The organism is Enterococcus nangangensis (genome assembly GCF_005405245.1).
GTDB classification, from domain to species: domain Bacteria; phylum Bacillota; class Bacilli; order Lactobacillales; family Enterococcaceae; genus Enterococcus_J; species Enterococcus_J nangangensis.
Map to the genome: position 1 here is coordinate 13,781 of NZ_BJDR01000010.1, position 13,213 is coordinate 26,993.

Here is a 13,213-nt window from a genome sequence, read left to right on the forward strand (position 1 = left end):
ACATGGACGAAAAGTTTTATCGCTGGTTAGTCCAGTTGATTCGTGATGGTCAGCTCAAAAAGTTTTATGATTGTGCACGCTGGCGAAAGCTTAGGCGTGAGGCCATCAAGCGGGATAACAATGAATGCCAGATGTGCAAACATCTTGGACGGTACCATCGCGTGGAAAACGTCCATCACATTAAAGAGGTAAAGGATAGGCCAGACCTAGCATTAGATATTAATAACCTGATTTGTCTGTGTGTGGATCATCACAATGAAGTCCACGACAGATACTTATCCATAGAGGAAAAGAAGCAGAAGAAACTGGAAAGCTTTAAGAACTTTGACCCAAGGGAGAGGTGGTAGCTCATGATAATTAATGACAATGGTAGAGAGTATGATACAGAAAAGATTGAAGAGTATTCTTCTTATACGCGCAACTTAATCTTTAGACTCATCTATCTGAGGTACGTTTCTATTCGTGACCTTCTGTCTGACAGCTGCTGCAATAAGATGCGTCTTGATGCAGTCAAGAAGGCAGTGCTGGAAGAAAAGAATATAAAAAGGATTCAAAACGTCTTTAATTATTCAGTGGATGAGATTAATTTTTATATTTCTTTTGCTGAAGAAAAAATTCCGATGGCGAGGTAAGCCCCCCCCTTAAAATATTTTGCAATTTTTTGGAGGGGTCTCGAACGGAGGGAGGTAGCAGGAAAAGATATTTTCCAAAAATTTATCACGCGCGAGAGGGGGATGTGAGCTTTGTTTAAAAATGAGTTAGCTCAAAAAAGATATCGTGAAAAATTAAGAAGATCATTAATGGACCAACTAGAAAAACAACAAATAACAATTGAGCCGTTTTTAGATATCATTGACCGATACATTAAACTCTGGGAAACGGCCATTTCGTTAGAGAAAGATATCAGTGAGCACGGTATACGACTGGAAAACGGAAAGAAAAACGAATCAGTGGCGCTGCTAGTGTCTGTTAACAAACAAATGGGACTAATGCTCGATAAACTGGCAATCACTCCCGAGGTGGTGAGTGGTGGAAATGACACAATTCCGGAACTATAAATATATTAAAGCTTGGTTTGACGCGATTGAAAAAGGAACTATAAAAGTTTGCAGAGAACAACTTAATTTGAAAAAGTATTTAGAAGAGCGTTTATTTTCACGAGATGATATTTATTTTGACGAAAAGATGGTTGAAGATTCCATTAAGATTCCTGCATCATATTTCCCGTTTGATTTAATTCCGTGGGAGAAATTTATTCAGTGCTTCGTTTACGGATTTCGCTGGAAAAAAGATAACACTTTAGTATTTAACCGGTACTTAACTCTGATGGGTAGAGGAAACGGCAAAACGGGATATGCAGCGTGGAATAATTTCTTTATGCTGACGGCTAAACATGGCATTACCAATTACGATATTGATATTTACGCCAATAACGAGAGTCAAGCTATGACCAGCTTTATTGATGTCCAACAGGTAATCAAGGCTAGGCCAGACCTGGATAAAAAAGTATTTATTGTAACAAACATGGTTATCAAGAATAAGGCAACCAATAGCCGACTAAAATACAATACGTCCAATGCCCGAACAAAAGATGGTAAGAGACCAGGCGCGAATAGATTTGATGAAATACACGAAAATGAAAATTACGACACTATGAATGTTGCTACTTCTGGTGGAGGTAAAATTAAAGATTATCGAGAGTTTTACGATACCACCAACGGGTATGTCCGAGGCGGTCCACTGGATGATTTGATAGAAGAAGCAGAAATGATTTTTTCTGGAGAATTAGGTATTGATCGTGAAGGTGCTGATTTTTCTGGATTGTTTCCTTTTATTTGCAAACTAGATAGTGATGAAGAAGTAGATACTCCTGAATTGTGGGAGAAAGCTTGTCCGTCCATTAACTATAATGATTCGTTAAAACGCAAGATGTTCCAGGAATATTCTCAAATGCAAAGAAGCTCTCAAGTCAGAATGACATTTATGACTAAAAGAATGAATCGTCCCTTGGAAGATACTCGTTTCGCGGTGGCCAGTTATGAGGACATTGTACACACTAAAGAAAAAGAAATGCCTGAAAAGATGGAAGAGGTTATCGGAACTGTCGATTTTGCAGACGTCCGCGACTTTGCAAGCGTCGGCTTACTGGGTAAATATAGTGGCGATGTTTACTTTAAACAGTTTACTTTTATCCACGAGACAGCTCTTAAAACCCAAAATATCAAAAGGCAAATCATTGATATTGCTTTGGAACAAAATAAAGCAAGAATAGTCCACGGAAAATCTATTGAAGTGAGTTACGTGGTCAATTGGTTTTTAGAACAAGCTAAGCATTATTACATTAAGAAAATATGCATGGATATGTATCGTGCAAAAATTTTGAAGCCAGCTTTGGAAGAAGCTGGTTTTATTGTTGAGATTGTCCGAAGCGGCGCTATCACTCACTCTCAATTGAAACAATTAGTAGACAATTTGTTTATTGAACAAAAGGTGTACTTTGGCGATGATGCCATCATGCGTTGGTATTGTGGCAATGTTTACGAGGAATACATCGGGAATGGAAATATTCGTTATGAAAAAATCGAACCCGAAACTAGAAAGACGGATGGCTTTTTCTCTTTCTTACATGGCTTGAATTGTCTAGATGAAATTTACGATTCTCAACCGATTAAAGTATCAAATCCATCTGGGGGCAGTCCGACATTTCAGCCACTAGTTTTCTAATGAAGGGAGGTGAATAAATTTGGGAGTAGTTCAAAAAGCGGTCAACTATTTTATGCGCCGAGAAATTAGAACCATCGAAGATTATTGCTACCAGCTCACCGCAGAAATGGCTTATAAAAGGTTTGCCATTGAGATTGGAATTGACCTTATCGCCAACGCTATGTCAAAAGTAGAGTTTAAAACTTACGAACGGCAAAAGAGCAAAAGAAATTCTCTTTATTATCGGCTGAACGTTGCGCCGAACAAAAAGGAAAATGCTACTGAATTTCGCAAGAAATTAATTAGGCGGCTCATTTATTACAATGAAGTTTTGATTGTCACGCCATCGGAAAGTAGCGACGAAATTTTTATTGCGGATGGTTGGAATCGAAATGAATCGGCGATTAGGTATGACACTTTTACTAATGTCACGATTGGCAATATGAGTTTAGACCGCAGATTTAGCGAAGAAGACGTGATTTACATTACGCTTGCCGATACTAATATCCGACAGCTCATTGATAGTTTTTATGCTAGCTATGGGAAATTAATTGCCAGTGCCATGAACATTTACAAGCGGTCCAATGCCCGACGATATATTTTGGAAGGCGATTTATTTAGACCGCAAGACGGCACAAACCAGAAACAAATTAACGATATGATGACTTCACAATTTAAAACTTTTATGGAGGCGGATAATGCCGGTGCAGTTTTCCAATTGCAAACTGGCAATAAGCTAAACGATATTTCCGACAGCAGCAGACCAAATTCGAGAGACATCAAAAGTTTAATTGATGATATTTACGAGTTAGCAGCAATAGCGTTTCACATTCCGAAAAACCTTTTTAAGGGCGATATGTCCGGGTTGGCGGAACAAGTGGACGCTTTTTTGATGTTCTGTATTTTGCCATTAGCGGAATTAATCCAAGATGCATTTAATTCCACGGTGTATAGCGAATTGGAATATTTGCGTGGCGATTACGTCCGTGCAGATACCACCATGATTCGAGTGACCAGCTTTAAAGAATTGGTTGAGGCGAATGATGTGGCTATTCGCTCTATGCAGTCCACGCCAAATGAAGCACGTGTCAAAACGGGTGCTGACCGCTCAGACGACCCACGAGCGGATGAACTCTATATGACGAAAAACTACATGGAATCCAATGTGAAGGGAGGTGATGTGAATGACAACGACAATGAAAACATTTCTAGCAGTTAAAAATGAAGATACCTCCAAGCCCCAAATCTTTATCCAAGGCTTTATTGGTTCAAGCTGGTTTTTTGAAGGGAACACCGACACCGGTATTAAACGCATGTTGGACAGCTTAGGCGATAAAGAAGAAATCGATGTGGTGATTAATTCCAACGGTGGCGATGTTTTCCAAGGGATTGCGATTGGCAACTTGTTAAAAGCAAATAAAGCTAAAATTAATGTGATTATTAACGGAATTGCCGCTTCGGCAGCGTCCATTATTGCGATGGCTGGTGATACGATCCAAATTTATTCCAATGCTCAACTCATGATTCACCGCGCTAGTACGTGGGAAGAAGGCAACGTGGACGATTTTCGCAGAATTGCTGACCAATTAGAATCCATTGATAAATCTGTTAAAGCTTCTTATAAAAAACGATTTAATGGCACGGATGAAGAACTTCAAAAATTGCTAGTGGATGAAACGTTTATGGATGCTGAAACAGCTTTAAATTATGGTTTAGTTGATGAAATCGTGGATGAAGTAGAAGAAACTGATCCACAAGAAATTGAGGAAGAAACAGCGGAAATTACCGCTGAAGTCTTTGCGAAACGGGAACAACGCTTTGCAGCTTTTGCCAATGCTTTACAAAAAACAATTAGAAAAGAGGACTAAAAATGACTGTTAAAAATTTAAAAAATGCTAGCGATTCTAGCGAACAATTATTACAAGCTTTTAAAGCCGGAAATGAAGAAGATTTCGGCCAAGCAATGGTGGCTTTCTCCAACGAAATCCAAAACAAAGTTTTAAAGGAAGCACAAACTCAAAACCAAGATAACCTTATCTTAATGAATCGTGGTCAACGTGTGTTAACGAGCCAAGAAACGAAATACTACAATGCTGTTGTGTCCAATGACGGTTTTGCCGGTGTAGAAGAATTAGTACCCGCTACCATCTTTGAACGTGTCTTTGAAGACTTGGAACAATCTCATCCGTTATTGCAAAAAATTAATTTTGTCAATGTAACCAGCGTGTCTGAATGGATTGTCTCTCGTGGCGTAAATCCTGCTTGGTGGGGCAAACTTTGCGAAGCTGTTAAGAAAGTTTTAGATAATGGCTTTGACGTGATTAATATGAAGCAATTCAAACTTTCTGGCTACATCCCAATTTGTAAAGCAATGCTTGACTTGGGACCGGAATGGATTGATCGTTATGTCCGCACTGTTTTAGTTGAATCTTTACGCATTGCCTTAGAACAAGCGATTGTTGACGGTACTGGTAAAGACCAACCAATTGGCATGATGCGTGATATGTCTTCTCAAACTGACGGCGAATACGCTGAAAAAACAGCAGAACCTATCACGGTTTTAGATGCCGTGACGATGGGCGGTTTAATGGCACGTTTATCCAAATTTACAGTTGATGGCGTGACTGACCCGATTTATCGGACAGTAAATCCATCTGACGTTGTCTTGATTGTTAACCCAACAGACTACTGGGCTAAAGTGTTCCCGGCTAAAACTGTCTTAGCTGACAATGGTCAATACGTTCAAACTTTACCAGTGCCGGTTTCCGACATGCAATCCATCGCAGTTCCTGAAGGAAAAGCCGTACTTGGAGTTGCTGATGATTACTTCATGGGGATTGGCTCTACTCTAAAAATCGAAGCATCTGACGAATATCATTTTGTAGAAGACGAACGCGTTTATTTGGCTAAGCAATACGCCAACGGTCAGCCAAAACGAAATGATAGCTTTATCGTATTAGATGTTAGCAATTTAGGACCAGTGTCAAAATAACGGCCCCGACAGTGGGGACTGTGACTCCCACTGCTGATGGGGCGACTGTAGAATTATCTTAAAGAAGGGAGATTTTTTTAATGACACGAACATTTAAAATTAATAAAAAAGATGGAACCAATGTCGCCGAGGGAGCTTCTCCTTTGGCGATTACTGGTTTAGCAGCAGGAACGGCTGTTAAAAAAGGAGATTATGTGGCTATTGCTGTCGACTTCGGGCGCGAATCAACGGCCGTTCCAATCCCAGCATTTACAGTGCCAATTCCCTAGGACGCCCCTGACCCTCGTCGTGAACGGGGTAGAAGAATCAGGGGATTACGAAGTTTTAGAAATCTCCCAAGCGGACTACCTGGTTCTGTTGGCAAACAACGCAGTAGACCCAGACATTGTGTATTCAGTAATGCCAGAAGGGAGTGAAAGCTGATGAACGTTTACTTTAAAGGCGCAACGCCGATTGATTTGGTTAAAAATGGGGATGGGGAAGTTGTTTACAGTCGTAATCTGTTGCTAAACACAGCACTAGATACTGATGCTAATTGGGCGTACAGTAAGTCAGCATCTCTCAACGTTGCCGTTACGACGGATAAAATTGATGGCATCAATTATAAAAAAGTTGCGCTACCCGATGGCAAAAACTCTGGGTTGTGGGGCTACCTAAGTAATGATAGTTTGCAAAATAGAGGAGTAATCGAGCCTGGAGACGAGTTGTTTTTAGGTATGACCGCTAAATCTACTCAATCAATTAGTTTAAAACTAAGCGTTTCTAACGCTCAGGGCAGTGTCGTGACTTTGCCATTTAAAAATGTGGGAGTCACGGAAAGCCTGCAAGAGCTCGTTAATAATGGAGTAGCTAGTGCTAATCCTCCTCAATTGGCAAAAATTGAGGTCCTTACTGGAGACGCAATTTCAGGCGCTACGGATTATTGGATTGGCAAAGCCTTTTTAAATAAAGGTGCAAAAGGGCCTTACACTCCCGCCCCAGAAGACATCACAGGCACCACCGCCACCACAGCAGGAGGAGGCGAATTTAGTTGATAACAGAATTAGGACGCACCATGCAGTTGTTCCTCATCGAGAAACGAGAAAACTTATTGCGTGATGTGAGCACCAACACCGTGTACTGTATTTCCGGTGTTTATTTTTACATTAAAGACGGTGTGGAAACTCCATGCAAGACTTGCGATTTTACAGGCAGAAAGTCGGAAAACGGCACTGATTTACCTGATGTCCATTATCGCCGGAATTATCTCCCGCTTTCCGCTATCGCAGACGGTACAGCAGTCTTACAGCTCACGCCAAATCAGGAGTACACGCTCATGCGTTATTGGGAGGAAGTTTCTGAGGAAGAAGTCATTCCTCACAGCGAGATTGTCGGTACCTATACTGGCTCGGCTGTTAAAGGTCAGGTCACACTTAAGGATTTATTGCCCGATAGCCGGTACAAGCTTTTTATTGACGATGGCAAGGGATTTGATGTGGAGTACACGCCGGCTTATGAGGATGTGTTTACAGATGAATCCTAACGAAATCACACCAGAATTACTGGCAGAAGTTAAAAACAATCTCTTCGTCACTTGGGAAGATGACGATACGCAAATTAAAATTATCATCACGAAGTCTGCACAGTATCTGCAATCTAAAGTGTCGCAAGTTTTAAGCCCAGAAGTTTTTTCCGGTTACGATATCGAACATACTCTCCTTATTGAAAGATGCCGGTATGACTGGAATAATGCACTGGATGAATTTGAGAAAAACTTTGCACGTGAGATTTTCTTTTTTATCCAAAAATATGCGCTGTTGGATTGGCAGGAAAATGGTGATGTCAATGGCGAATAAACGTGTGCGAGAAGTCTATAATGACGGTATTTTTAAAATCAAAAAACAAGCAACTGTCCGAAATGAAGCTGGTAAAAAAACTGGAGTCACTGATAAAACGGTTGCTTCTTTGCGTTTTAGAAATATGACCATTCGGGAAAGTGATATTACCACCATGCAAGCTTTAGATTCGAAAATCACCAAGAAAATCAAAACGCCAATCCATCCGATTAGTCGTGATTTTACAAGCAGTGATTTTTTTGCGGTCATTGGGTCTAGTAAGTACAACGTCACTTATGTGGATACGGACGATTATTCCGCCTTTTTGTATTTAGAGAAAGTGGGTGATTACACTGAACGATAAGGAGAAGACAAGGCTCTCGAATCAAACGATTGAGAACATCAAAAAATTGAAAGAAGCCTTTAACTTGCCTGTTGTGCAAGATTTTCTTTCCAACGATGAAAAGAAATCCTTAGGCGACAATTACAACTATTTTATCGTGGAGGAAGATGGGTTTAACTCCACCATTGATGAAAAAGGCAAGTATAGCTTTACTCAAAATGTGTATATTACCTTTTATTCGGAAAATCGGGAGAATTTGACAGGTGACCAGTTAGACGTTTTATCGTTACTCCACTCTTCAGTTTTCCGGTTTAGGGGAACCGAAGTTAACCATTTAAAACTAGAAAATCAAGACCGGTTTATTGACCAGGTCATTTTTAGCTTTACCCGAATCATTAGGGGTGGTTGCTAATGGCAGACCGCTGGGAAGTAACACTAAAAGGCCATGACCAATTGCTGGTCAAAATGCAAAATTATTCCAAAGAAAGCGAGCGGGTCATTAATGACACACTCAAAAAATCCGGAGGAGAAATTGCCACAGATAAAATCACCAACTTTATTCCAGTCAGCGCAGAACAATTGAGGAGTGGTCATCGTCACGCGAAATCGAGCAAGCCTTTGACGGTCACTTATTTTAATTTGGGTTTCCGAGTTAGACCAAAAGGAAATTTTGATTATCTCAAATATCCCGATTTAGGGATAGGAACGTCTAAAAAAAATAAACCGCAAGAGTTTATGCGCAGGGGATTGGAAATTGCTTTAGATCCAATCACCGACGAACTCATGCGAGCTTTTGATGCATTAAATAAATAGGAGGTGCCATAAATGGCAGTCACAACAGTAACCACGTTTGATAACGTGTCGATTAAAAAAGTTGCCTTTAATTTTGAGGGCAGTGAAGCCGGAGTATCCACTGATTGTAATGGTCAGTTATCCGGAGAAACGGAAATGCAAACCATTGAAAAAAAGTGTGGAGCAACCGTTCAAAAGTCCAAATCTAAACCAATCTCCATGACCGTCACTGTAACAGCCCATGTACCAGTGGATGTTTATCGTAAATTTTATGGAATTGCACAAGATGAGCGGATTAAACCAGGTATTTATTCTTACGGTCCTGATTCTGTCGGAACTGATTTTGCGTTATCGGCTGAAATTGTCGATGATTTTGAAGAAAATGAAAAATTGTTAGCTTTCTTAAATTGCACATCAAACACTGGATTGACCTTTACCATCGAAAACGGAGCGGATGAAGTCGCAGCTCTTGAATTGGAATGCAAGGTTATGGTGGATGAATTTAACAAATTTTATCACGAAGCTATTGTCGCTGAATTGGAAACGGATATCACTGATTTGTGGATGTCCAACTTGTCTGCTGACGTTATCGACGCGTCAAAATCCTAGCCCCAGTGATTGGGGCAGTAACCCCAACCGCAGACGGGGCATCTATAACATTGACTTAACACATTTTGGGCCCGCTTTAATTAGCGGGCTTTTTATTTAGGAGGAAAAATCATGGACGAAAATATCAGCGAATTGACCTTTAATGATGGAACCGTTGTGAAAATCGACGCCAAACTTAATCTCAAAAAACTCATGATGATTGATAAAGATTTTGACACATCCGAGTTTGCAAAACTGACTATGGGAAACAAAAGTGCTGAAATCTCCGTTATGCAAGCCGCCAAAGCTGTTTATGTCGCGTATCGTCAAGCAAACATGTCGGACTATATTAATTTTTATGAATTTATTGATCGCTGGGATATTGATATGGAATTTGGCTCTTTAATCTATAGCCTTATGATGTTTAAAAGTGCTCGCGATGCTTATCAAAAAGAATTTGAAAGACAAGCAAAATTAATCATGGTAAAAAATGGAAAAAAATAAAAACACCCAAGTTTAAAATCGAGACTTGGGTAGATATTTATAGTCTATATACCGACGTTTTTGAATTGCCCTCCGAAGTCGTGTTGAGCGATTTGCCATTTGAAACAATTTCTCAAATGGCACTTAATAAGTCGGCTTATCAAGGATGGCAAGGAAAAGTACGTCAAAAATTAGTGGAGGAAGGGGGTAAAAAATAATGGCGAAAAAATCAGAAGCTGAGGTAATTTTTAAAGCCACAGATGATGGCATGAAATCCACTTTAAAAGGGATTACCGCAGAAATGCAAAAGAACAAAGCAGAAGCTAAGCTCATGCAGGCTCAATTAAAACTCACTGGTTCTGATTCCGATAAGCTAGCTTCTAATCTTAAAACTTTAGAAAAGGCTTATGAATTACAAGGTCAAAAAGTCGAAGTGACCAGTGAACGTTTAGCAAATGCCAAAAAGTTTTATGGCGAAAATTCCGTTGAAGCTCAACGATTAGAAAAAGAACTAATCAATTTGCAAACAGGACAGCAGAATTTAGCTAACAGCATTGATACTACCAAACAAGCTCTTTCTGAATCCACCAGCGAAGTGAAAACTTATGCTTCTAGCATGTCGGAATTAGACGCTAAGCAAAACGATCTACAAAAAAGTGCAGAATTAGTGGAATCTGAGTATAAAAAATGGTCCGCTACTTCCGGCAAAACGGCTACCGATTCTGAAAAATTGGCTAAATCTCAAGAGTATGTGGCTAAACAATCTCAACTAGCAGAGCAAAAAATAGAAGTCATGCGTCAAAAATTAGATGCCACGCAAAAAGAATTTGGTGAAACTTCCACCGAAGCCAAAGAAATGGCGATTAAATTAAATGAAGCCGAAACTGAATTTGCTCAATTAGGCGAAGCGGCTGAAAAAGTAGATACCACTGGTGTGGATGATTTAGGCAAGAAAATGGATATGTCCAATCTCATGCAAGCTTCCGAGCAACTGGCAAATATCGGCGACAAATTAATTGATGTGGGAAAAAATTCCATTGAAGCCGCCGCTTCTCAACAAGCTTTACAAGCCCAATTTGACCAGGTGTTTGGTGATGGAGCTGATAAAGCTCAAAAGATGGTAGACGATATGGCGAGCGAGTTTAATATGTTGCCAAATCGTGTAAAGCCAAACTTTACGAAACTAACCGCCATGTTTCAAGGATTAGGAATGGACCAATCAGAAGCGATGGAATCTGCCGCACAAGCTACCACACTTGCCGCCGATGCCGCCGCTTTTTACGACCAATCAATGGAAGATGCTCAAGGCTCTTTGACTAGTTTTTTAAAAGGAAATTACGAAGGCGGAGAGTCAATTGGTATTTTCGCTAACGACACGCAGATGGCCGCGTTTGCTATTAAAAACAATTTAATTCCGGCCACGGAAGGCGCTAAAGAAGCGTCAGAAAAAGCAATAATCACTTTGGAAAAAGCTCAGAAAGCGCAAAGTGAAGCTATCAAAAAGCATGGCGAAAACTCTTTGGAAGCGCGCGATGCCGCTTTAAAACTGAAAGACGCGCAAACCGAAATTGATGAAGAATTGGGGCCTCAAACTCAAAAGTGGGCCGACCTTGACGAAAAAACGAAACAAGCCGTCAGACTAGAATATGCCGAGAACATGCAGAAATTATCTGGTGCTACTGGTCAAGCAAGTCGGGAAGCGGATGGTTATGAAAATGTCATGGGTAACTTAAAACAAGCCCAAGAAGATTTTTACGCCACCGTTGGAACACCGATTTTAGAAACTTTTACCAGCTCTGTACAAAAATTAACAGGTTTTATGTCTACTTTGAGTGACATTTTTACAAATCTTCCGGGACCTGTGCAGAACGCTATTTTTATAATTGGAGGCTTATTAGCTGGGTTTGCTGTTTTATCCCCGATAATTGCTTCCATGATTACTGTAATAACAACGTTAGCCGGAATAATGTCGGGACCTGTCGTTTTAGGAATAGCGGCTGTCGTTGGTGCCGTAGCTGGTGCAATTGCAATATTTACTAATTGGGGAGCTATCTCAGACTGGGTGTCCGAAAAGTGGGGTCAGTTCTCGAGTTGGGTTGGTAAAAATTGGGATGGTATTAAAAGTAAAACATCCGAAACGTGGGGGAATATCTCCAGTACCGTTAAAAATAAAGCTTCGGAAATGGCTAACGGAGCAAAGGAAAAATTTAATACTTTGAAAAATGATGCATCTGAAGCATTTGGAGCAGTTAAAAAATTTGCAAGTGAGAAATTAAACGCTGCGAAAAATACTGTCAGTGATATCATTACTAAAATTAAAAATTTGTTCAGCTTTAAACTTAAATTTCCTGAAATCAATATTCCACACATTCCGTTGCCACATTTTAAATTAAGTGGTTCTTTTAATCCTCTTAAAATGCAAATCCCGAAACTAAGCATTGATTGGTATGCAAAGGGCGGCTTGTTTGATGGACCAAATGTAATTGGTGTGGGTGAAGCAGGAAAGGAAGCTGTTTTACCCTTGAAAGACCGCGTTTTAGGCACAATTGGGCAGATGATTAGTAAAACTATGCCCGCTCAAGAAAACAACAACAGCGAGCAAAATATCACGAATAACTTTACGATTGAAATTGGCGATGTATCTGACCCACAATCCGCCCGACAAATGGTGGATGAATTGATGGAAAGAATCACCGATGCCCAGCGTGGAAAAAATACAGCATTTGAATAAGGAGGCGGAAAAGTGTTAACCGATAGAATTGAGGTCTTGATTGACCGAGTGTCTTGTTTTGCGTATAAGCTTTGTATCGATGGCAGACCGTCTATTCCGTCTCCAAAACGCAAATATAACACGTTTGAGGTTTATGACAGTGTCAATGGTGATGAGTATGAGTTTATCGGATTTGAAAACGTTGAATATGGAATCCAATTTAATTATTTGGAAGATGTCACTGACAATGGCACCTTTAAAAATCAATTTAGACGGATTAAGCGTTGGCTTTTAAATGCGGCGCGCCTTGAATTTTCCGACGAGCAAGACGTGTTTTATATCGTTAAAAAAGTTGAAATTGGCGATGCCGAAAATGATATTGTTGAGTACGGAAGTTTTGAAGTTAAATTTACGTTGGCTCCTTTTGGCAGATTAATTGAGAATGCGCCGTTGTCTTATGACAAGACGGCTGCTGACTTAGAAATTTATTTTGACAATCCATCCATCATTGAGTCTCCGCCAGTCATTGTTTTATATGGTAGTGGCGATGCTACGATTTATCTAAATAGCGTGCCCATCAAATTTACAGGAATTGACGGGAATATCACGATGGATAGTGACTTGCAGTTAACATACAAAACGGATGACGGATTGCATATTAACCAATCTGACAAGCAATCGTCAAACGGCTACCTTAATTTATTATCGGGGGACAATCATTTGATTGTGAAAGGTCCCGGAATAACTAAGGTAGAAGTTTGGCGAAATTCTTTGGTGTGAGGTGAGAA

16 protein-coding genes and 2 pseudogenes are annotated in these 13,213 nt (G+C 40.1%); all 18 read left to right on the forward strand.

Features of this window, described 5'->3' with window-relative positions; all coding sequences use genetic code 11:
• Positions 1 to 2 precede the first annotated feature (2 nt).
• The 18 genes and pseudogenes from FFM57_RS04740 to FFM57_RS04830 all read left to right on the forward strand — a co-directional run bounded on the left by FFM57_RS04740 (position 3) and on the right by FFM57_RS04830 (position 13,205).
• Entirely contained in the window at positions 3 to 347 is a 345-nt protein-coding gene (locus FFM57_RS04740; RefSeq protein ID WP_137599376.1) for an HNH endonuclease, read from the forward strand.
• 3 nt (positions 348 to 350) lie between these two features.
• A complete protein-coding gene (locus FFM57_RS04745; protein ID WP_137599377.1) occupies positions 351 to 632 on the forward strand; it encodes a hypothetical protein in 282 nt (93 codons plus the stop codon).
• Positions 633 to 743: 111 nt separating this feature from the next.
• Complete coding sequence (locus FFM57_RS04750) at positions 744 to 1,058, forward strand: P27 family phage terminase small subunit (RefSeq protein ID WP_137599378.1); 315 nt, start codon at positions 744 to 746, stop codon at positions 1,056 to 1,058.
• Entirely contained in the window at positions 1,036 to 2,724 is a 1,689-nt protein-coding gene (locus tag FFM57_RS04755) for a terminase TerL endonuclease subunit (protein ID WP_137599426.1), read from the forward strand. Before FFM57_RS04750 ends, FFM57_RS04755 begins: the two co-directional genes overlap by 23 nt.
• Before the next feature lie 19 nt (positions 2,725 to 2,743).
• Positions 2,744 to 3,922, forward strand: coding sequence for a phage portal protein (locus tag FFM57_RS04760; protein WP_137599379.1), 1,179 nt, complete (start codon positions 2,744 to 2,746; stop codon positions 3,920 to 3,922).
• Complete coding sequence (locus FFM57_RS04765; RefSeq protein ID WP_170999899.1) at positions 3,900 to 4,571, forward strand: head maturation protease, ClpP-related; 672 nt, start codon at positions 3,900 to 3,902, stop codon at positions 4,569 to 4,571. Before FFM57_RS04760 ends, FFM57_RS04765 begins: the two co-directional genes overlap by 23 nt.
• Before the next feature lie 2 nt (positions 4,572 to 4,573).
• Positions 4,574 to 5,757 (forward strand): annotated as a pseudogene (locus tag FFM57_RS04770) (phage major capsid protein).
• An 18-nt stretch (positions 5,758 to 5,775) separates the two neighbouring features.
• Positions 5,776 to 5,964 carry a hypothetical protein gene (locus FFM57_RS04775; RefSeq protein WP_137599382.1) on the forward strand — a complete coding sequence of 63 codons (189 nt, stop codon included), beginning with the start codon at positions 5,776 to 5,778 and terminating at the stop codon, positions 5,962 to 5,964.
• Between the two features lie 153 nt (positions 5,965 to 6,117).
• Positions 6,118 to 6,729, forward strand: a complete 612-nt coding sequence (locus tag FFM57_RS04780; RefSeq protein ID WP_137599383.1) for a hypothetical protein — start codon at positions 6,118 to 6,120, stop codon at positions 6,727 to 6,729.
• Positions 6,726 to 7,217 carry a hypothetical protein gene (locus tag FFM57_RS04785; RefSeq protein ID WP_137599384.1) on the forward strand — a complete coding sequence of 164 codons (492 nt, stop codon included), beginning with the start codon at positions 6,726 to 6,728 and terminating at the stop codon, positions 7,215 to 7,217. The genes FFM57_RS04780 and FFM57_RS04785 overlap by 4 nt, the downstream gene beginning before the upstream one ends.
• A complete protein-coding gene (locus tag FFM57_RS04790; RefSeq protein WP_137599385.1) occupies positions 7,207 to 7,530 on the forward strand; it encodes a hypothetical protein in 324 nt (107 codons plus the stop codon). The genes FFM57_RS04785 and FFM57_RS04790 overlap by 11 nt, the downstream gene beginning before the upstream one ends.
• Entirely contained in the window at positions 7,520 to 7,873 is a 354-nt protein-coding gene (locus FFM57_RS04795; protein ID WP_170999896.1) for a head-tail adaptor protein, read from the forward strand. The genes FFM57_RS04790 and FFM57_RS04795 overlap by 11 nt, the downstream gene beginning before the upstream one ends.
• Entirely contained in the window at positions 7,854 to 8,264 is a 411-nt protein-coding gene (locus FFM57_RS04800) for a hypothetical protein (RefSeq protein WP_170999897.1), read from the forward strand. The genes FFM57_RS04795 and FFM57_RS04800 overlap by 20 nt, the downstream gene beginning before the upstream one ends.
• Positions 8,264 to 8,665, forward strand: coding sequence for a hypothetical protein (locus FFM57_RS04805; protein WP_137599387.1), 402 nt, complete (start codon positions 8,264 to 8,266; stop codon positions 8,663 to 8,665). The genes FFM57_RS04800 and FFM57_RS04805 overlap by 1 nt, the downstream gene beginning before the upstream one ends.
• 12 nt (positions 8,666 to 8,677) lie before the next feature.
• The gene (locus FFM57_RS04810) at positions 8,678 to 9,253 is read left to right on the forward strand and encodes a phage tail protein (RefSeq protein ID WP_137599388.1); all 576 of its coding nucleotides are present in this window, start codon (positions 8,678 to 8,680) and stop codon (positions 9,251 to 9,253) included.
• Between the two features lie 111 nt (positions 9,254 to 9,364).
• On the forward strand, positions 9,365 to 9,736 hold the full coding sequence (locus FFM57_RS04815) for a hypothetical protein (protein WP_137599389.1): 372 nt from the start codon (positions 9,365 to 9,367) through the stop codon (positions 9,734 to 9,736).
• A 196-nt stretch (positions 9,737 to 9,932) separates the two neighbouring features.
• Positions 9,933 to 10,746: pseudogene (locus tag FFM57_RS10045) on the forward strand (phage tail protein); the annotation flags it as partial.
• A gap of 1,712 nt (positions 10,747 to 12,458) precedes the next feature.
• Positions 12,459 to 13,205: a hypothetical protein gene (locus FFM57_RS04830; protein ID WP_137599391.1), complete on the forward strand. Its 747-nt coding sequence runs from the start codon at positions 12,459 to 12,461 to the stop codon at positions 13,203 to 13,205.
• Positions 13,206 to 13,213: the final 8 nt, after the last annotated feature.